We start from the raw sequence: 19,073 nt of genomic DNA, 5'->3' as shown, positions 1-19,073 counted from the left end.
TGTCATGTTTGTTTTGCGATATGTTTCAATCGCTGTATATCTTGACGTTTTGCATGTTCAGTTTTCAATGTTCATTTGTTATATCTCTTCCGAGACAACTACTTCATTCTATCATTTTCGACATAAAGTGTCAACAACTTTTTTTGTTTTCTTTTTTTATGTCGTTTTGACAGCTACTCAATATTACTACTCTCCATTAGAAGAGTCAAGAGTTTTTTAAAGTTTTTTCATTACAACTTATATCCTTTTTTTGAGGACTTTTGTATCTTATCACCGATTGATAGGTTTCGTCAACAACATTTTTCGACAAAATTTGCAGATGTATTTATCCTATCTATATATAGTATGAGATAAAGCGCTTTATCTCATACCTCTTAAACTGTACGAATATCATCCCAAGCGCAGACAATCTCTGTGTAAGGGTTCCCTCCTATATTGACTTCTACTTGATCAATTTCTTTTGCCCCAAGGGATTCATAGAAAAAGCACGCCTTATTTTCTGCGAGCACTAATACAAGCATAGTATAAACTTCACGATCAACTAAGTCTTTTATGATAGGTTTGACTAGCTTTTTCCCTAACCCTTTCCCTTGATACTCTTCTAATAGATAGATTGCATATATTTCACCTTTATATGAAGGATAACCCCCACTCCGCTCTAAGCCGCCCGAAGAAAATCCCACAACTTCATTTTTTTCATTTACAGCAACGTACACATCTCCGCGTGGAACTGCAGAATCCCAAATCTTCTTTCTGCTTTCGTACGTAAGGTTGCTCAAATATTCATCTGAAACCATCCCCTTATAGGTAGTTCTCCAGCTATCCACATGTACCTTAGCGATACCGGTAGCATCTTCACTTTTTGCTCTTCTTATCACAAAGCTCATCTATATACCCCCGCTTCTTCCTTCTATTTATGTATCTCTTTGATTATTCTTCCCACTTCTCTTAATCTCCTTTAAAGCAATAAAAAAAAGAGGAGCATAAGCCCCCCTATTGTTTATACGTGGAATATGAAATATAGTACAAACACAACCCACATGCCATACATGATTGGGTGTATTTCTTTTATTCTTCCAGCAGCAATCATCGTTATTGGGTAAAAGATAAAGCCAATTGCGATACCAGTAGCGATTGAATAAGTTAGCGGCATCATAATAATAACGAAAAACGCCGGAACTGCTACTTCAAAACGATTCCAATTAATTTTCCCAATTGCAGATACCATTAATACCCCAACGATAATAAGTGCTGGTGCTGTGACATAAGAAGTAATTACACTTAAGACCGGATAGAAGAATAGAGATAACAAGAATAAAATACCCGTGACGACAGCAGCAAACCCAGTACGCGCTCCTGCAGCTACCCCTGCTGAGGATTCTACATAAGAGGTAGTAGTAGAAGTACCAGCAATCGCGCCTGTCACAGTTGCTAGAGAATCAGCTAAAAGTGCTTTGCCTGCTCTAGGCAGCTTATCGTCTTTCATTAAGCCTGCTTGGTTTGCAACGGAGATAAGAGTTCCCGCTGTATCAAAGAAGTCTACAAACAAGAATGTTAATACTACTACTAAGAATTGAGTTGTAAGCAATACTGTTGGATCATCAAAAAACACATCAAATGCAGCCCCAAAAGTAGGAGAGATATCCGGAATCTTTCCAACAACAGCATCCGGAATTGGCACAAGAGAGAAAATCATCCCGACGATTGCCGTAATCAGCATTCCATAGAAAATACCGCCTTTTATTCCCTTAACCATCATCACTACTGTAATAACTAGCCCGAAAATTGTTAATAGGATATTAGGATCTGTTAGGTCTCCTATCGAAGCGACAGTATTCTCGTTACTAACGATAATTTTTGAGTTCTGCAATCCAATGAACGTGATAAATAGCCCGATACCAGCTCCGACTGCATATTTTAATTCAGAAGGAATCGCATTTATAATTGTTTCACGAATTCCACTTAATGATAGGATAATGAATATAATACCTGAGAATAAAACACCTGTTAAACCTATTTGCCAAGGTATCTCAAACTGCAACACCACAGTGTAAGCAAAGAATGCATTTAGCCCCATACCTGGTGCTAAAGCAATAGGATACCTTGCAATCAATCCCATGAATAAACAGCCGACAGCTGCCGCAAGAGCCGTTGCTGTAAAGACAGCCCCCTTATCCATGTACATGAAATCTGGTAGACCCGGTACCGTTTCTAGAGATAACGTTAACGGATTGACTACTAGAATGTAAGCCATAGCCAAAAACGTTGTTAGACCCCCAATAATTTCACGACGATAATTTGTTCCTAGCTCTTCAAAACGAAAATACTTTTTCATAAGTTCCTCCATTTTTTTGTCTAGATAACGAAAAAAAGCACACGACTTTTAGTCGTATGCTTATCTCAAATAAGTGAATAGAAATAAATATCCTTCACTCATCGTAGTCGGACCATTTACGGTGGTCCGGTAGAGACTTTTGGGCCATATTCCCAACGTTATACGACGACATAATTAAATTTATGTTAGTAATATACCATTATATTACTAGGATATCAATATAAAAAGACGAACATTTTTTAATATTCAATTTTAATAGTTCGCTTTTATAATACGCTACTCTGCTGTCTCTGTTTCTCCCTCTTCCATGTCATCTGGGAATACAGTACTATCAAACACTTCATTCGTAGCAGCATCAATCATATTAAATGTAAGCTTTAAATCGTCTTCTGTTTTTCCGTCAAAGGCCCCATAATACGCACCTGATAAAACCAATCCAAAGATTGCAAAACCATCAAGTCCATTTTCATAAGCTTCTCTGTCTACCTTTATATCAAATTCACTAAAGTCTTTATTATATGTAATTTCTTTAATAGATGGATATTCTCCAGAAGTCACAATATCCTCGACGGTACTTGCAATTTCTTCTTCCATTTCCTTCATCATTTCTTTGTGCTTAGACTTAGACATAGTGTAAGTAACAGAGCCATCAGCGTTTACCTTTGCCTCTTTCATGCCTTCCTCTTTAGCGCTACTAATTATTTCTTCCTCTGTAGTGTCTTCGAAGAAGCTTTCAGGCAATGTCACTTCAACATTTAGTAACCCCTTATCAACACTTACTTCTTCTGATTTTTTATTTTCCGTTTCTTTATTTTCAGCTTCTTCAGATCCGCAGCCTGCTAGCAAAGCAACTGCCCCAAGAGCCAATAGCCATTTTTTCATATAGATTCTCTCCTTTTATCGTCAACTTACCAAGTCCAGCCGTAGCTCTTCACTTCGATGGTCGCTACTTTTGAACCGACACCCTCTGGAAGATCTGGATAACTTAATTCAAATCCTGCTTCGTTTCCTGGAGCTAACCCGACGTCCACACTACCTTCTAATACTCCTAACAGCTTTCCGTCCTTATCTAGTAGAGCAGCTGCTAATCGAATATCATCCTGCTGTTCTTCTGTAGGGTTTTTCACTAGCCCTGTCACTTTGTAACCGTATTCTCCGTCAATCCCTTTAACAGAAGAAACTTCCATTAAATTCGGATCCTCTGTTGTTTCTTCGAAATTGTAGTTATAAGTCGTTTCTTTAAACTCTGTTTCGGTTGATACACCATCTAAGATAGTAGATTCTACTATAAAAGCAGTTTCGCCAGGTTTCACTACACTAGGAATGGAATAAATCATCGATGAAGTACCTAAAACACTATCATCCTGTCCTTTAAAGTTCATTTGAGTTTCTCCTATTTCTACTGCTGTTTCCCCTGTATTTTTAAGAATAGCAGCTGAATGAACCCAAACACTATCAATAGAATCTTTCCAAGCGCCACTCACCTGTTGATCGATTTCTACCTTTGCAACTTTTTCTTCTTTCGCTTCCTCTTTGCTAGTGTTTGCCTCGCTCTCACTAGAAACAGTAACTTTTTCATCACCACATGCCACTAGTAAAAGTGACAAAAGCATTAAAATCCCTAATTTTTTCATGCCAATCACCTTTCTTTTGTACTAAAAAAAATCTTATCACAGCATGAATCATTCTCTTTTATTTTTGATTATTGTTATTTTATTGAATATTTTATTAATAGAGAAGTTTAACTATTTTTTTAAAATGATATTTACATTCCTAAATAAATACCCTTCTATTAATTAGTTGCTGAACTACCGGATAGAAGAGACAAACAAATACAAAGTCCCTCTTTACCATGCATCGCATGACTAAAGAGGGACTATACTTTTATACATATTAGTTATCTGTTTGTTTTTGCTTCTTTTTCAAATACTCTGCACGAATTTTTTCAAGCTGCTGCTTTTTATCAAATGTAGCAGGCTTGTTTTTTTCATGGTACTTTGCAACAGCTGCCTTGCCTTTTGAATCCAATTGGTATTTCCCCATATTGTTCACCTACTTTTCTTGTCTTTCATGAGAATCTATTCAATAAATATAATATACCTTACTTACTGAACGAGACTCTTTTACTTTATTATTGTACCGCTTCCTCGTCTATATAAATAAAACATAAAGAGCTCTATAATTTTGCCTACTTACTTGAATTATGTTACCACAAAAAAGATCTTCGGTTACCAGGATTAAAGCTTAAACGGAAGTTTAAATAAACCTTCAAGGTTTTTCCAAAAAGTCCTCCACTAACTTTATATACTGTTCTGGATGACGCAATACCAATTCACAATGACCATATTCTCTTAGACAAACGATTTTAGCTTGCGGATAATGCTTTCGCAAGTATTTTGCAGATTTCTTTGCTATCAATTCATTGAGCGTTGTTCCATGATAATAAATCACTTCTATATTGTCCCTCTTTAGATTTTTAGGTAATTGAAATTGTCCGACGGAAGTTACAGCATTTTTTATTGTTTCGTTGTTCATTGCATCCATCATTTCGAGGAAATAGTTCATATAATTTTTAGGGATAAAGGATTTCTCACACATATTCAAAGTTTTGGCATCACGCCGTTGAGTTTTCCGAGTTAAGCTTATGTATCGATGAATGAAGAGAGCTGTTATTATCTTATTTTGCGGTACAAGGGATACTCCCTCTAAAAATAATTTTTCAATATGTATTTTGTCATTCGCCCATAAAAGGGAAGCTATAGATCCACCCATTGACATTCCACAAATCGCAAATATGTTGTTCCCATAGTGTTCGATATAATATTTTTCAATATCCTTTGCTGCTTTCTGAACAGATATAAAGGTACTTTTTTCTATGGAGTCATGCCCATCTAAAATAGGGACAATAACATAAAACCTTTGACTAAAATAATCAATTTGCGGTTTCCATACTTGCCAAGGTACCTGAAATCCATGAATCAGCATCATCTTTTTATTTATAGAATTTCCAAACTCTAAAAATCTCATCTTGTAGATTTCCTTTCAGCCAGGTAGTGATTTCTTTGCGTCAACATTGTATCATACAGCAAGAAAACCAGAAGGAATGAAAAGGGTCCTCCCGATAAAAAACTCCCTTATCATGGACTACATGAATAGAGGGAGTTTTTCGGGGATATATCGTTCAACTATTATTACCTCTTGTTACAGAAAAAGTTGCAAAATGACGTGTGGGATAGTGCCGGGTGGTTGTGGGGTTAAGACAAACCTTTTTCAATTGCATTTGCCATGGCGCGCAATCTGTTAACACAGTGTGTTTCTCCTTGGATTGCAAAGGTAGTGTTTTCTGTTGCAGATGCCTTTTTGACTTGTGTCAAAACTCCAATTTCCTCTTTAGAAAGAGTTTCAAAAACATTTATTAGTTCCTCCAACGATGGAGAAAGATCTGTTCTGCGCAAAAGGAAATATAAATCACGTGCAGAAAGGTTATCCATTGCATCTTGTTCTTGTTTGAATGTAGAAATTACGAGTGTTATTATTTCTTGTTCGCGTTTTCTCGTTACAATTAACTCACTCAAATGTGCTAGACCATTCGGCACCTTGAATAGAGCTGATATTTCGGATACGGAAAGTCCTAACGCCTGTGCATTCTGTGCAATATCAATTAACTCTGTATCAGTAATAAGCGCAAAACCTTTTTTTCGAGCATGGTTTTTAATAGTATCACCACCAAAACTAGGACCAACTATTGCAACTAACTCGGCATCATTCTTTTCTTTATGAGTTTCTATTGCTACATCACTAATGTCACCATGCGTTACGGTTCCACCAGATTTGGACTTTCCATCAACAATGGCAGTTATCATTTTGCCTTCATCATCTTTCCAACGGACAACAACATCTGTATTTCCGGCACCGCCTATTCTTTTTGCGTCAAATCCCATGTAACGAAATACAGCAGCAATAGATTCCTCAAATGCCACGCCAGAAGCCTTCCCTTCTGCCATGGGATCTCTTGCAGCGGAACTTAATGCTTCAAAAAGGCTGTTTGATGAAGATGTTGGTAGCTTGTTATCTTCGCTAGCAGTATTTGCCGCGGAAGAGTTATCATTTGTGCTTAACTCCTCCGCCTCGTTTTCCATCAAAGGTAATTCAGATACAAATTTCATACCAAGTGAGGTCGCTCTTATATGTAAATACTGTGTTTCTTCCAAAAGCCCAGCTTCAAGCAAGAAACCCATTACCCATCTAGCCTTCTCGATGTTAAGCCCATAATTCTTGGCCTGTGCATATATATCGTTTCTAGTAACAACATGTTCTGCAGCTGCAATCATTTCCCCAACAAATCGCTTATGAGAGTGAATAATTCTAATAAAGTCTAGGTCATTTCCGCTATCACACCATGCTTTCGCTGCTGATGTTGCAACATAAATATTACGTCCAACCTCTTCCAACAATCCATCAGCTCTTAAGAAAGGCATCATGGACTCAACACTACTCGTTTTAAGATTGAACTCATCCTCAATGAATTTAAATAAATCTGCACGGGAAACTCTTTCAAATGAGAACTGGATAATAGTTCGTAAGTTTTCAATTTTGTTTGGACTTGGCACCCAAATATTATAAGTATTTCTCTTGTTATGTAGCGACGGATCTTCTTTTAATTTCAATAGCAATTCGTTGATTTCCGTAGGGGGAGGTGCAATATTTATTTCCTCCGCATCGCTTGTTTCCACATCAATCACATCCGGTGTTATCAGTGGCCATTCTTCAAGAAGATTCTTACCCTCTTCTGTCAAATCCCACTTTCTATTACCAACACCTTGTATCAACCCGAGAACTTCTAACCAGTCCATTCTGCGTCGTGTGTTACTTAAATTAGCCCAATCGAGACAATACTCCCGGCAAAGTTCCTTGTCCATTTCTTCAACCGTTTTAGGGGCTGAAACAAGCAATTCCAGCACTTCACCAACAAGTCGGTACTTGTCGTGCAGCAAATTAGCTAATTCTTTTTTTGTCGGAGATTTAAAGAAGTCTAATCCGATGTCAGTTAGACTTAAAACACCGGATCGGTTGCTCACTAAACCAATACCTTTTAAGAATGGAGCATACGAACGCCATGGATACGATGTGCTAACCGAACTAAGAACAGGAGTTGAGCACAAGTCAACAAAGGAATTATTTCCTATCAACTGAACTAATTCGACTACGATATTAAACCAGTCCTGTTTTCCCCCTCGAAGTTCAGGAATTGACCAGCCTTTTCTTTTCCATTCGGCTTTTTGTTTTTGAATATCACTAATCTTCACGTAATTAGTCCTCCTAAACTGCATTTTGCATTGCCTGTTTATTCGCATAGCCACATGCAACTATTCCTTCTTGCATTGTCATCTTTTCCGTTGCAGAAACGTTGCAAATGTGTTCCAGTACATTTTTTCTCTATTGAATAAGTGCCCGAAATCCCTTTATATTCAAGGGATTTCGGGCACTTATAAGTTATTCGGTATCATTCCCACTCAATCGTAGCTGGTGGCTTGCTCGTTACATCATACAGTACGCGGTTGATGTGCGGTACTTCGTTTACAAGGCGGGTACTAACTTTTTCTAGTACGTCCCATGGGATACGTGCCCAGTCGGATGTCATGCCGTCGATGGATGTTACGGCGCGGATTCCGATTGCGTAGTCATACGTACGTGCATCGCCCATTACGCCTACACTGCGAATGTCAGGCAGTACGGTGAAGTATTGCCAAATGTCGCGTTCTAGACCTGCTTTTGCTATTTCTTCGCGAAGGATGGCATCAGATTCACGTACGATTTCTAGTTTTTCTTCCGTTACTTCGCCAAGGACACGGATTGCAAGTCCAGGACCCGGGAATGGCTGACGCCAAACGATTTCATCTGGGAGACCAAGCTCTGTACCAAGCTCGCGAACCTCGTCCTTGAATAATGTTTTTAGCGGTTCGATCAGCTTAAACTGCATGTCCTCTGGTAGTCCGCCAACGTTATGGTGAGATTTGATTGTTTGCGCTGTCGCAGTACCACTTTCAATGATATCTGTGTAAAGTGTTCCTTGTGCCAAGAAGTCCATGCCCTCTAGCTTGGAAGCTTCATCGTCAAATACATAGATGAATTCGTTACCGATGATTTTGCGTTTCTTCTCCGGATCAGAAACTCCAGCTAGCTTGCTCATGAAGCGTTCGCGAGCATCGATTTTAATCACGTTCATATGGAAGCCTTCAGAGAAGGTTTTCATCACGCTCTCTGCTTCGCCTTTACGAAGTAAGTTGTGATCGACAAACATACAAGTCAATTGGTCACCAATTGCTTTATGTATTAATACAGCAACAACAGAAGAGTCAACTCCTCCGCTTAGTGCGCATAATACTTTTTTATCTCCTACTACTTCACGAATTTTTTCGATTTCCATTTCAATGAAGCTTTCCATTGTCCAGTCGCCTTTTGCTTTACATACATCGAATACAAATTGACGAAGTAATTCGATTCCGTAGATAGAGTGACGTACCTCTGGGTGAAACTGAACTGCATAAAGACCCTTTTCTACATTTGCCATTGCAGCCACTTCACAGGATGGGCTCGTCGCGATTACCTCGAAGCCTTCAGGTGCAGCTGTCACATGGTCTCCGTGACTCATCCATACGACATGGTTTTTCGGAAGATCGCCGAATAGCGCTGTTGGATTCTTTACATCGATTTCTGCTTTCCCATATTCACGGAAAGATGCTTTTTCTACTTTTCCGCCATAGAAGTGAGCCATTAATTGCATTCCATAGCAAATTCCTAGGATTGGAATATTTAATTCAAAAATAGCTGGGTCGATGTGAAAAGCATTTTTATCATACACAGAATTTGGACCACCTGAAAAAATGATACCGGTAGCATTCATTTTCTTCACATCTTCAGCAGTTACTGTGTGTGGGTGAAGCTCACTATATACGCCAAATTCACGGATACGGCGAGTGATTAGCTGATTGTACTGACTTCCGAAATCTAGAACAACAATCTTTTCTTGCTCTTTCAACAAAGGAGTTGAAGACATTTTATCCACCTCTTCTAAATAGTTTCCAAACCGTACCGTATAATAAAAACGCGTACGAAAGTATTTCCTCTTTCTACGCGTTTATGATCTCTACTGGAAAAAGGCGAATGCACCGCAAAAAATGCATGGGAGCATTCACCTTCATAGTCAAGTCATTTTCGGTAACTTGGTAGAGACATCCGAACCATATTATCGGACATATACGAGGGCAACTTTGGTCAATTTAATTTCCTTCAAGTTTACAGGTACTTAGATGTAAAATCAACTGCCTAACTGATTGATTAAATTTTCCCAACTTTCTCTCAACAATTGAAAGTTTAACTCGTTTTTATTATTACCATAGAAGCCTTTTTGATATTCTTTCGTTAATCGTTTCATATGGTTTTCACCAAAACTCTCATCTACTGACTTTGCAAAGTCCATGAGAGTTTGTCCTTGGCTTCTCTTATAGCCGTAACTCGCCAGTTGCTTCAATAGCTGATGATACATCTTTTCAAAGGTTTTCCAATCCTTTGCTCTTATACGATAAGAAGGAATCAATATCTTTGCGATCCACTTTCTTCGATAATGATAGAAGATCAAGGCTAACAGAATTAATCCAACGATTGACCAGATAACAGCAGCCTTATGATTATCTATCCAATCTACTACACTTTCCATGCGCTCTGTGAAAGTCTTAGAAGTGGCTTTTTGCTGATTAGTAGCTTCTTCTGGTCTTTCCGGTGCTTGTTCCGGCTTTTCCATAACAGGAGAAGTTACTTCTGTTTGTCTTTCCACATCATAATCGATATTTGCATAGTTCGTAAATCCGATTGTTGGCTCAAATGGCATCCAACCGATTCCTGGTAGATACGCCTCTACCCATGAATGGGCATTGTTATTTGTAACCTGATAAACAGTCATGTCTCCTGTTTTTTCAAAGTCCTCTCCAGGAGCAAAGCCTTTTACCCATCTTGCTGGCACTCCGATAGACCGGAGCATTACAACCATAGAAGTAGAGAAGTTATCACAATAACCAATCTTTGTATCAAAAAGGAATTGGTCTACATAATCAATGTCACCAGTCGGGATAGCTGCTTCGTTTTGATTGTAAGAGAAGCCATTTTGTCTGAAGTATCGCTCAATACGCTTAGCTCTCTCATACAGATTATCCTCTGTAGAAGTTACTTGCTCTGCAAGATCTCTCACTCGCTGTGGCAGAGTATCAGGCAATTGAAGATAGCGATCTAGGTCTTCCCCTAATTCCTCCATCCCATCTAAAGTGGTAGCTCGCAATTCAGTTAAGCTGTATTCCGGCTCACTAAATTCAATTTCATATTGCTTTGGTAAGGAAGTAGCTCGTCCATCCTCAGGACCTATTTGCTGATTAAATGCTGTCAGACTATAATACGCTTCAGACCCGGTATGAATTTTGCTGATACCATATGGCTGAACAACATGAGAAAAGTCTCGAATCATATTAATAGAGGCAATCTCTGTTTTTTCTATTGGACCTGGAGTTACATCTTGAATAAAAGAAGATCCTGCTGGAATAGTAATGGAATCATACGGAGGCTCTTCAGAATTTATCCATCCCTTTGATGTATAAGTATCCTTTGTCTCTACCTTCCAATATTGTCTAGAAGAAGACACTGCCTGAAATACTAATGTGTCATCACTTGCAAATGCCCCACCTAGCTTTTCATCATTATCTCCATACCCTACCTTTCTAAGTGTTCCACCATTCCCTCCTCTTCCAACTGCATCTAAATTAGAGGATGTAAAGAAGGGCACTGGATCAGGCCATACAGGTGCTGCCTTAGGTAAGAGGTAAGCTACCCCTCCACTGAGCCCCAATACCAGAAAGAGGCTTGTAACAACAGAAAAGAGAAATTTCCCCTTATTCTCTAGACCATGCTCTTCCATAAGCTTTTTGGCATATAGCAATCCCATGATCATAAAACCAGAGGTCAATGTAATAATTATTCCCGTTTTTCCATTGTAAGGACTAAAGGTATCCAGGATTGTTACGAATAAAACAGTTAGCACAAAAAACAATAACAGGCTTTTTCGAATCATAATCCAATAGTTAATCAGATAAGCTGCCATCCAGAGAAGTACATAAAAAAGTGCAGTCCGAAAAGGATCCGTGATAGCTGTCCATTCTCCCCTCATGACAGCTTCTATGTTCTTCATGAATACTTGTCCCAAAAAGCTCCAGCCTTCTCTAGAAAAAAAGGATACATCGGCATATATATAGACAACAATCCAGCCTATCAGCAGCATCTTAATCGGAATACCTATTTTCCAGCTGAGGCCAATAAAATAAAATAAAAAGGATATCCCTATAAATAGTAGAAATAGTCCCATATAATTCGTGTCAGTCAGCACAATGACCGGCTTCAGCCACTCTCTTAATAACATAAAGACAAATACGTAGATGATAAATGTTAGTAATCTATTTTGATTAGACGCAGACATTTAGCGTTTCACCTCCATAAAGGCTTGAGCAAATCGATCCTTTGAAATTGTATGAACATGAATGCCTCTGCTCCTTGCATACTGATAAATAGAAGTTTCCTCTTTTGATAATTTTTCATCTTTACTTTTTACCACGAAGCATCTACATGCCCTCATACCACCTGCAGCCTTTTGAATACTATCAATCCATTCATAAGTTAGGGAACTCGTGATATATAAAATAGAGGTTGCCTGCGCAATGGCAGGATCCCCTACTACCACCTGCTCCATCGGCTTTGTTAAGTCCGGCTGAACCCTGGTCAAGTGATACAGCGATTGCTGCAATTGTCCTTCGTTTTCTACTGATTGGAAAAACACACGATCTTCTCCTATAGAAAGAAAGGCGCTAGAGGCTTGATGGCGTACAACTGACTGGAGAATAGAAGCCGTAAAATCTACAACATCCTCAAACAACGGAGAGGGAGATCTGTCCATTAGGATAAATAAATCCTGAGATTGCCTGTCTTCAAATTCCTTTGTCTTCAATGTCTGTGTTCTAGCAAAAGATTTCCAGTGAATCCAAGAAACACGATCTCCTGGCTGATAAGATCTTACCCCAGTTGCCATAGTTGTATCTTTATTTACCTGAATCCTAGACGCAGCTGCTCCTTGGTCATACCTAGTTTCTATTGGTATATACACCATATCCGTTAAATTAGGAAAGACTAATATTTTCTTTTTATTAGCGATAAATTTCTCTTTTTTTACCCAACCAAATAAATCGCTAACTTGGATTGTTACTCCGTTAAACTCATGCTCCCCACGTGGGATACGATCTATTTCATATTTCCAAGTGAACTCCTTTTTCATTCCCCAAAATACGAGCTGCCTTCTCGGTAATCTGTTTTTTAGTGAGGAGCTAACCTCCTCTTGAAACCATACAAATAGAAGAGGAAAACCATTCTCCCTTGTTACTTTCACAGTAGCCGCAAATTTCCCTCCACTATGAACCTTTCCCGTCTCAATCGTCCGTTCTACCTCTAGGTTGGATAAAGGATATAAAAATAGTAGTAGGGAATACAAAGAAAGCGGAACTACCAGATAAAAAAGAAACCAACTGACAAATCCCCCCTGGAACATCGCATACACAAATGCTACAACCAGGAGAAATAACACTCCCATAAATCCCTTCCATTTTTTCATTCCAACTAATCTTGCAAGCATCTAATTGACCTTCCTTTTAATAGGAACAGGAGCCCTCTTCACGATTCTTCCTAACACTTCTTCTGATGAGATACCGTCATACCTTGCCTCTGGACGAAGAATCACCCGATGTCCAAAAACAAATGGAAGAAGGTATTGAACGTCATCAGGCAACACATAGTCTCTTCCATTTAATAAAGCAATCGACTGGGAAGCTCTCATGAGTGCTATAGAGGCACGTGGACTAACGCCTAAATAAATATAAGTGTCATTTCTTGTACGAGCTGCCAAGTCTACGATATATGCTTTAAGAGTAGCGTCTACGTTTACTTCACGCGCTTTCCTTTGTAAAGCAACCAGCTCTTCAAGAGTAATGACAGGCTCTAAGGTCTCAAGCGGAGAATCATGCTCTAAGCGATTTAATATTTCTATTTCCTCTGTTGCGCTAGGATAACCCATTCTTACCTTCATCAAGAAGCGGTCTAACTGTGCCTCTGGAAGCGGGTAGGTCCCTTCATGCTCAATCGGATTTTGGGTTGCCATTACAAAGAATGGTTTTGGAAGGGGCATCGTCACACCATCGATTGTTACCGATGCTTCCTCCATCCCTTCTAGCAGGGCAGACTGTGTTTTAGGAGATGTTCTATTGATCTCATCCGCTAAAACAATGTTCCCTAATATAGGTCCTGGGCGAAACTCAAATTCTAGTTCCTTAGGGTTATAGATAGAAACCCCTAGCACGTCCGATGGTAATAAGTCTGGGGTAAATTGAATTCTTTTAAAATCTGCACCGATCGACTTTGCTAATGCACGTACCATCATTGTTTTCCCTACCCCTGGCACATCCTCTAGGAGAATATGACCTTCTGCTAGTAATGCTACCACTGCAAGCTCGGCAATGTCTCTTTTCCCAATCATCACCTTTTCTATATTTGAAATAATTAATTGCATTTTATTGTAATCTACCACTAATGTTTCCCCCCTGCTTTCTATTAATTGACTAATCTGATAATTCGATGTGCAATGAGACTAAAAAAAATTAACCCACATACTCTTTATTATAGAGTTTGTGGGTCTAGTTGAATATATTTATTTCCAAAATTCATCAAATATAGTAATTGGCATATGACGTTTATGCATAGAACGATTGTAAAATCCTTCTATTTTTTCCTGTACCTCTGGTGATACTTGTTTACCTTCTAGATAATCGTCGATATTATCGTAAGTCACTCCCAGTGCTACCTCATCTGGTAAGGCTGGGCGTTCCTCTTCTAAATCTGCAGTCGGAACCTTGGTATACAAATGCTCAGGTGCACCTAGATACTTTAGGAGCTGCTTCCCTTGTCTCTTGTTTAGTCGGAATATAGGAGTTAAATCGACACCGCCATCTCCATATTTCGTATAAAATCCTGTCACTGCCTCTGCTGCATGATCTGTTCCCAGGACGATACCATTATTCATAGCGGCTATGGAATATTGTGCCTTCATACGTTCTCTAGCCTTTTCATTCCCTTTCGCAAAGTCGCTCAAAGTGATTCCAGCTTCCACTAAGGCACGAGCACTTGCATCTACCGCTTCTTTAATATTAATCGTTAGACGTTTACTTGGCTGTATAAAGTCTAACGCGTCTTGGCGATCATGCTCATCGAATTGTACACCATAAGGAAGGCTTACCGCGATAAAGGAATACTTATTCTCACCTAGCTCCTCATTTAATTCATTTACCGCTAGTTGAGCTAGTTTTCCTACTAAAGTAGAATCCTGACCACCAGATATGCCTAGTACCATGCTTTCTAAAAAAGGATGTTTCTTTAAATACGCCTTCAGAAAGTCAATGCTTAATCGAACCTCTTCTTCCACGTCAATGACTGGTTTTACCTTTAATGCTTCAATAATTTCTCTTTGTTTATCAGACATTAATAAGCCCCTCCATTTTGTGCAATAAATTGTTGTTCCATTTCCTTCGTTTCTTGAATGTTACGCATTTTGTTATCCCAGCATTTTTGGCTTAAATCAACTGGATATTCCTCTGGATTTAAAGAGCGTTTATATTCATCCCATAGAAGTTCAAGATTCTCCTCTGCATAACGACGAATCTCTTCTAAGGACGGATTGTTATAGATAATCTGGCCATTTTCTATAACCTTTACATGCAAATCCTTCGCTTCAAAGTTTGTAACAAACTTCGAAACAAATGTATGAATTGGATGGAACATCTTCAATCTTTCCTCTTGTGATGGGTCCTCATCATGCATGGTGATATAGTCACCCTGAGATTTTCTATTCCCTTTATCAATAATTCGATAAAGTTTCTTTTGCCCAGGGGTAGTAACTTTTTCTGCAGTGGAGGAGATTTTAATCGTATCTTCCATTTCTCCTTGCTCGTTTTCGATGGAGACAATTTTATATACTGCTCCAAGTGCTGGTTGGTCATAGGCTGTGATCAGCTTTGTTCCGATTCCCCAGCTATCCACTCTTGCTCCTTGGGCTTTAAGGTTCAGTATCGTATATTCATCCAAATCATTCGAAACAATTATTTTTGCATCATGGAAGCCTGCAGCATCTAGCATCTTCCTTGCTTCCTTAGACAAGAAGGCGATATCCCCAGAATCTAAGCGAATGCCAATGAAGTTAATTTTATCCCCTAGCTCCTTCGCCACTTTAATAGCAGTTGGTACTCCAGTTTTCAACGTATTGTAAGTATCAACAAGGAACACACAATCCCTATGTCTCTTTGCATATGAATGAAAAGCTTCGTATTCGTTCTTATAAGCTTGAACAAGTGAATGAGCATGGGTTCCTGCTACCGGGATTCCAAAAAGCTTTCCTGCTCGTACGTTACTTGTAGCTTCAAAGCCACCGATAAATGCAGCTCTTGTTCCCCATATAGCCGCATCCATTTCCTGTGCTCGTCTGGAACCAAACTCCATCGCCACCTCTTCTTTTACTACTTGTTTAATACGAGAGGCCTTTGTAGCGATAAGTGTTTGATAATTAACGATATTTAGCAGTGCAGTTTCTACCAGCTGCGCTTCTGCCAACTTTGCTTCTATACGGATAATTGGTTCGTTTGGAAACACTAATTCCCCTTCAACCATCGAGTAAACATCTCCAGTAAATCGAAGTGTACGTAAATAATCTACAAAGTCTTCTCGGTAGCCGAGATCATGTTGCAGGTATTCTAAATCACTTTCGCTAAAACGAAAATCTCGTAAGTAATCAAGACACCTCTCTAATCCAGCAAAGACAGCATAGCCATTTCCAAAGGGAAGCTTCCGAAAAAAGAGTTCAAACACTGCTTTTCTCTCGTGCATATTGTCTGCCCAATACGCCTCCGCCATATTTATTTGATAAAGATCTGTATGTAACATTAAACTGTCATCTGGATAATTTTTTTTCATTAGAATAAAATCTCCTTCTCGTCACTATTAGACTAATTATACACCATTTACCCTTTTACTTTGCAATTAATCCGTCACCACTATACACGCAGACATCTGTCTTAAATGGAAAGAGGAGACGAGCGAATACCAGGCGGGAAGAATAATTATTCTTTTGTCCGAAGATGTCTAACTGTGCAATTCTCTTTTCGACAAAATAAAACCAGCCACCCTAAAGAGCGACTGGTAAAGATTGGTTACCCATATAATATATTTACTCAAAGATATAAAAATCGTCAAGAAAAATAAGTAAATTACTGAATGTTATTTTAATAAAACACCTTTAACAAAACGCTTAATCGAAAACATACCAGCTTAACTGTACATTTATCATAATCGCTATTTTTATTTAGATAAGTCTACACAGCCCTGATAGATTAACTCAAATAATTCTTCAATATCCTCTTCCTCCACGCAAGAAAACGCTACACGAATGTCGGTTGAATTACTCGCGATGACTCCAACCCCATATTCATCTAACAAATGAAGACGAAGAGTTTCTGCATCAAGCTCCTTTAACTTCAAACACATAAAATAACCTGAATTAAACGGGTAGTATGTCCAATAAGCATTGAATTTTTCGTTAGCAAGCACTTCTTTTGTTTTTATTGCACGGCCCTGCATAATTTCAAGTTTTTCCTTTTTCTCCACTTGGAATTCAGGAGATGTTAAGGACTCTAAAATAATTGTCTGAGAAACGTGAGAACCACTAGAGATTGTTCCTCTAATAAGTCCCTTCGTTTTTTGCTCTAAAGCATCCAGTACATCTGCTCCAGCTGCATATGTGATAAAGCCAACTCGAAGTCCCCACACATAGTTTTCCTTCGTTGCCCCATCTACCTTTACAGGTAAAATATTTGGGTGAATGCCAGCAAGCAAGCCGAAAAGAGATTCCTTAATAGAATCCTCGTAGAATAAACCGAAATACGCGTCATCTAGTACTACTACTAAATTAAGTCCTTTATCTGCAGCTTCCTTTAAAGCAAGCACAATTTCTTCTGCTTCTTTTACGGACGGAGTATACCCGGTTGGATTGTTCGGGAAGTTCAACAGAACGATTGCCTTGCCTGTTTGTTTTTGAAGCGTTTCACGGAAAGAATCTATATGGAATCCACCTGCTTCATTGAACAGAGAGAAGGTTTCCACTTTACCTCCTCTTCTAATTTGAAACACTGTATTATAATTTCCCCAGTATTGGTCAGGGGTGATAATTACATCACCAGCATTCACAAACAAATCTGCCACTATACTTAGACCGTGAGTTAGAGCATTCGTCACTATTGGCTTCCCAAAGGATTTATCTCTCATAGAAGGATTGTCTTCCAGAATTTTTTCTCTCCAAGCAGTTCTTAGCTCTTCTTTCCCTTGAGGTGGTGCATATGGATAAATATCCTTTGGGCTATAGCCTAACTTTTCTTGGATGTGTTGAAAGTGCATCGGCAATCCATTTTCTGTTGCTATCCCAATGGTAGCGTTAAAACGATGAGCTTTTTTACTAGCCTCTGCACTTTGGCTTAAAATTCCCTTTGGATAATAAAGGCTAAGTCCTAAATCCGATAACATATGAAAGATTGCTGGATTTTCGTTTTTTATCTTATCATTTAATTGTACAGCCAAAGCATTCATCTATTGGACCCTCCAGAATTTCTATTTTGTACATATTGTACTTCATTTCATTACAGGTTTGTATCCTTTACCGCAATATATTGACTACCGTACAGATTGGACACGACTATTCTGCCAATAGCTCTAAGGTGATCGGACAATGGTCGCTCCCCATAACATGCGCATCGATAGAAGCATCCTTTAGCTTGGGAGCAAGCCTTTCGGAAGCGATAAAGTAGTCAATTCTCCATCCGATATTTCGCTCACGAACCTTACTCATATAGCTCCACCAAGTGTAAGCACCCTCTTGGTCGGGATAAAAATAGCGAAATGTATCAATAAAACCCTCTTCTAGCAAAGCTGTCATTTTACCACATTCCTCTAGGGTAAAGCCAGAATTTCCTCTATTCGATTTGGCATTCCGTAAATCTATGGGACGATGAGAAACGTTTAAATCCCCACACATGATAACTGGTTTCACCTGATCCAATTGCTTCAAGTACTCCCGCATTTCATCCTCCCATTCAAGTCGATAAGCGAGCCTCGAAAGATCTCGTTTGGCATTGGGAGTATAAACATTCACTAAATAGAAATCTTCGAATTCTAACGTAATAATGCGTCCCTCCTCTTCCATTTCCTTATCTCCAACTCCATAGCGTACAGAGAGTGGCTTGATTCTAGTGAAAACAGCTGTACCGGAATACCCTTTCTTCTGCGCATAATTCCAATACTGCTCATACCCATCCAGCTGTAAATCTATCTGACCGGCTTGCAGCTTTGTTTCCTGCAAACAAATAATATCTGCATCCTTTTCATGAAAATATTCTAAAAACCCCTTCTGCACACAGGCTCTTAGCCCATTTACATTCCAAGAAACTAACTTCATTTTATTTCCCCCTCATAAAAAAAGGCTGTCTAATGCACGTGTAGCCATCTATGTATCTATTCATTATATCACGTAAGTTTAGGCATATAGGGTAGTCCATCTCCTGCA

The 19,073-nt window shown here is 38.9% G+C and carries 15 protein-coding genes and 2 riboswitches; all 15 genes read right to left on the bottom strand.

Annotated features, from left to right (window positions below):
* Nucleotides 1–374 precede the first annotated feature (374 nt).
* Complete coding sequence (locus tag AC1ECF_RS15510; RefSeq protein ID WP_480390334.1) at nucleotides 375–887, bottom strand: N-acetyltransferase family protein; 513 nt, start codon at nucleotides 885–887, stop codon at nucleotides 375–377.
* A 113-nt stretch (nucleotides 888–1,000) separates the two neighbouring features.
* Nucleotides 1,001–2,335 carry an NCS2 family permease gene (locus AC1ECF_RS15505; RefSeq protein ID WP_480390333.1) on the bottom strand — a complete coding sequence of 445 codons (1,335 nt, stop codon included), beginning with the start codon at nucleotides 2,333–2,335 and terminating at the stop codon, nucleotides 1,001–1,003.
* An 84-nt stretch (nucleotides 2,336–2,419) separates the two neighbouring features.
* Nucleotides 2,420–2,521, bottom strand: a riboswitch (purine riboswitch).
* 90 nt (nucleotides 2,522–2,611) lie between these two features.
* On the bottom strand, nucleotides 2,612–3,217 hold the full coding sequence (locus tag AC1ECF_RS15500) for a lipoprotein (RefSeq protein WP_480390332.1): 606 nt from the start codon (nucleotides 3,215–3,217) through the stop codon (nucleotides 2,612–2,614).
* A 26-nt stretch (nucleotides 3,218–3,243) separates the two neighbouring features.
* Nucleotides 3,244–3,969, bottom strand: a complete 726-nt coding sequence (locus AC1ECF_RS15495) for an FxLYD domain-containing protein (RefSeq protein WP_480390331.1) — start codon at nucleotides 3,967–3,969, stop codon at nucleotides 3,244–3,246.
* Nucleotides 3,970–4,228: 259 nt separating this feature from the next.
* Nucleotides 4,229–4,378 (bottom strand): hypothetical protein, encoded by a 150-nt coding sequence (locus AC1ECF_RS15490; RefSeq protein ID WP_480390330.1) that lies wholly within the window; start codon nucleotides 4,376–4,378, stop codon nucleotides 4,229–4,231.
* 225 nt (nucleotides 4,379–4,603) lie between these two features.
* Complete coding sequence (locus AC1ECF_RS15485; protein ID WP_480390329.1) at nucleotides 4,604–5,362, bottom strand: alpha/beta fold hydrolase; 759 nt, start codon at nucleotides 5,360–5,362, stop codon at nucleotides 4,604–4,606.
* Nucleotides 5,363–5,589: 227 nt separating this feature from the next.
* A complete protein-coding gene (locus AC1ECF_RS15480; protein ID WP_480390328.1) occupies nucleotides 5,590–7,641 on the bottom strand; it encodes a restriction endonuclease in 2,052 nt (683 codons plus the stop codon).
* Between the two features lie 197 nt (nucleotides 7,642–7,838).
* Nucleotides 7,839–9,392: a glutamine-hydrolyzing GMP synthase gene (guaA, locus tag AC1ECF_RS15475; RefSeq protein ID WP_480390327.1), complete on the bottom strand. Its 1,554-nt coding sequence runs from the start codon at nucleotides 9,390–9,392 to the stop codon at nucleotides 7,839–7,841.
* A gap of 124 nt (nucleotides 9,393–9,516) precedes the next feature.
* A riboswitch (purine riboswitch) is annotated at nucleotides 9,517–9,618 on the bottom strand.
* A gap of 35 nt (nucleotides 9,619–9,653) precedes the next feature.
* On the bottom strand, nucleotides 9,654–11,852 hold the full coding sequence (locus AC1ECF_RS15470) for a transglutaminase-like domain-containing protein (RefSeq protein ID WP_480390326.1): 2,199 nt from the start codon (nucleotides 11,850–11,852) through the stop codon (nucleotides 9,654–9,656).
* Nucleotides 11,853–13,055 carry a DUF58 domain-containing protein gene (locus AC1ECF_RS15465; protein ID WP_480390325.1) on the bottom strand — a complete coding sequence of 401 codons (1,203 nt, stop codon included), beginning with the start codon at nucleotides 13,053–13,055 and terminating at the stop codon, nucleotides 11,853–11,855.
* A complete protein-coding gene (locus tag AC1ECF_RS15460) occupies nucleotides 13,056–13,985 on the bottom strand; it encodes an AAA family ATPase (protein ID WP_480390339.1) in 930 nt (309 codons plus the stop codon).
* A gap of 138 nt (nucleotides 13,986–14,123) precedes the next feature.
* Nucleotides 14,124–14,951 carry an ammonia-dependent NAD(+) synthetase gene (gene nadE / locus AC1ECF_RS15455; protein WP_480390324.1) on the bottom strand — a complete coding sequence of 276 codons (828 nt, stop codon included), beginning with the start codon at nucleotides 14,949–14,951 and terminating at the stop codon, nucleotides 14,124–14,126.
* On the bottom strand, nucleotides 14,951–16,435 hold the full coding sequence (locus tag AC1ECF_RS15450; protein ID WP_480390323.1) for a nicotinate phosphoribosyltransferase: 1,485 nt from the start codon (nucleotides 16,433–16,435) through the stop codon (nucleotides 14,951–14,953). Before AC1ECF_RS15450 ends, nadE begins: the two co-directional genes overlap by 1 nt.
* Before the next feature lie 384 nt (nucleotides 16,436–16,819).
* Nucleotides 16,820–18,100 (bottom strand): aminotransferase class I/II-fold pyridoxal phosphate-dependent enzyme, encoded by a 1,281-nt coding sequence (locus AC1ECF_RS15445; protein WP_480390322.1) that lies wholly within the window; start codon nucleotides 18,098–18,100, stop codon nucleotides 16,820–16,822.
* Between the two features lie 106 nt (nucleotides 18,101–18,206).
* A complete protein-coding gene (locus AC1ECF_RS15440; RefSeq protein ID WP_480390321.1) occupies nucleotides 18,207–18,965 on the bottom strand; it encodes an exodeoxyribonuclease III in 759 nt (252 codons plus the stop codon).
* Nucleotides 18,966–19,073 lie beyond the last annotated feature (108 nt).

The sequence above is a fragment of the Psychrobacillus sp. Z3-81 genome (assembly GCF_056620325.1).
Note: the sequence above shows the minus strand (reverse complement) of the source record. Positions and strands in the feature narration are given on the sequence as shown.

Coding starts and splice junctions, on each gene's coding strand:
- guaA (WP_480390327.1), bottom strand. CDS start 9,392: ATGTCTTCAACTCCTTTGTTGAAAGAGCAAGAAAAGATTGTTGTTCTA.
- AC1ECF_RS15440 (WP_480390321.1), bottom strand. CDS start 18,965: ATGAAGTTAGTTTCTTGGAATGTAAATGGGCTAAGAGCCTGTGTGCAG.
- AC1ECF_RS15470 (WP_480390326.1), bottom strand. CDS start 11,852: ATGTCTGCGTCTAATCAAAATAGATTACTAACATTTATCATCTACGTA.
- AC1ECF_RS15490 (WP_480390330.1), bottom strand. CDS start 4,378: ATGGGGAAATACCAATTGGATTCAAAAGGCAAGGCAGCTGTTGCAAAG.
- AC1ECF_RS15495 (WP_480390331.1), bottom strand. CDS start 3,969: ATGAAAAAATTAGGGATTTTAATGCTTTTGTCACTTTTACTAGTGGCA.
- AC1ECF_RS15500 (WP_480390332.1), bottom strand. CDS start 3,217: ATGAAAAAATGGCTATTGGCTCTTGGGGCAGTTGCTTTGCTAGCAGGC.
- AC1ECF_RS15485 (WP_480390329.1), bottom strand. CDS start 5,362: ATGAGATTTTTAGAGTTTGGAAATTCTATAAATAAAAAGATGATGCTG.
- AC1ECF_RS15465 (WP_480390325.1), bottom strand. CDS start 13,055: ATGCTTGCAAGATTAGTTGGAATGAAAAAATGGAAGGGATTTATGGGA.
- nadE (WP_480390324.1), bottom strand. CDS start 14,951: ATGTCTGATAAACAAAGAGAAATTATTGAAGCATTAAAGGTAAAACCA.
- AC1ECF_RS15445 (WP_480390322.1), bottom strand. CDS start 18,100: ATGAATGCTTTGGCTGTACAATTAAATGATAAGATAAAAAACGAAAAT.
- AC1ECF_RS15450 (WP_480390323.1), bottom strand. CDS start 16,435: ATGAAAAAAAATTATCCAGATGACAGTTTAATGTTACATACAGATCTT.
- AC1ECF_RS15505 (WP_480390333.1), bottom strand. CDS start 2,335: ATGAAAAAGTATTTTCGTTTTGAAGAGCTAGGAACAAATTATCGTCGT.
- AC1ECF_RS15510 (WP_480390334.1), bottom strand. CDS start 887: ATGAGCTTTGTGATAAGAAGAGCAAAAAGTGAAGATGCTACCGGTATC.
- AC1ECF_RS15460 (WP_480390339.1), bottom strand. CDS start 13,985: ATGCAATTAATTATTTCAAATATAGAAAAGGTGATGATTGGGAAAAGA.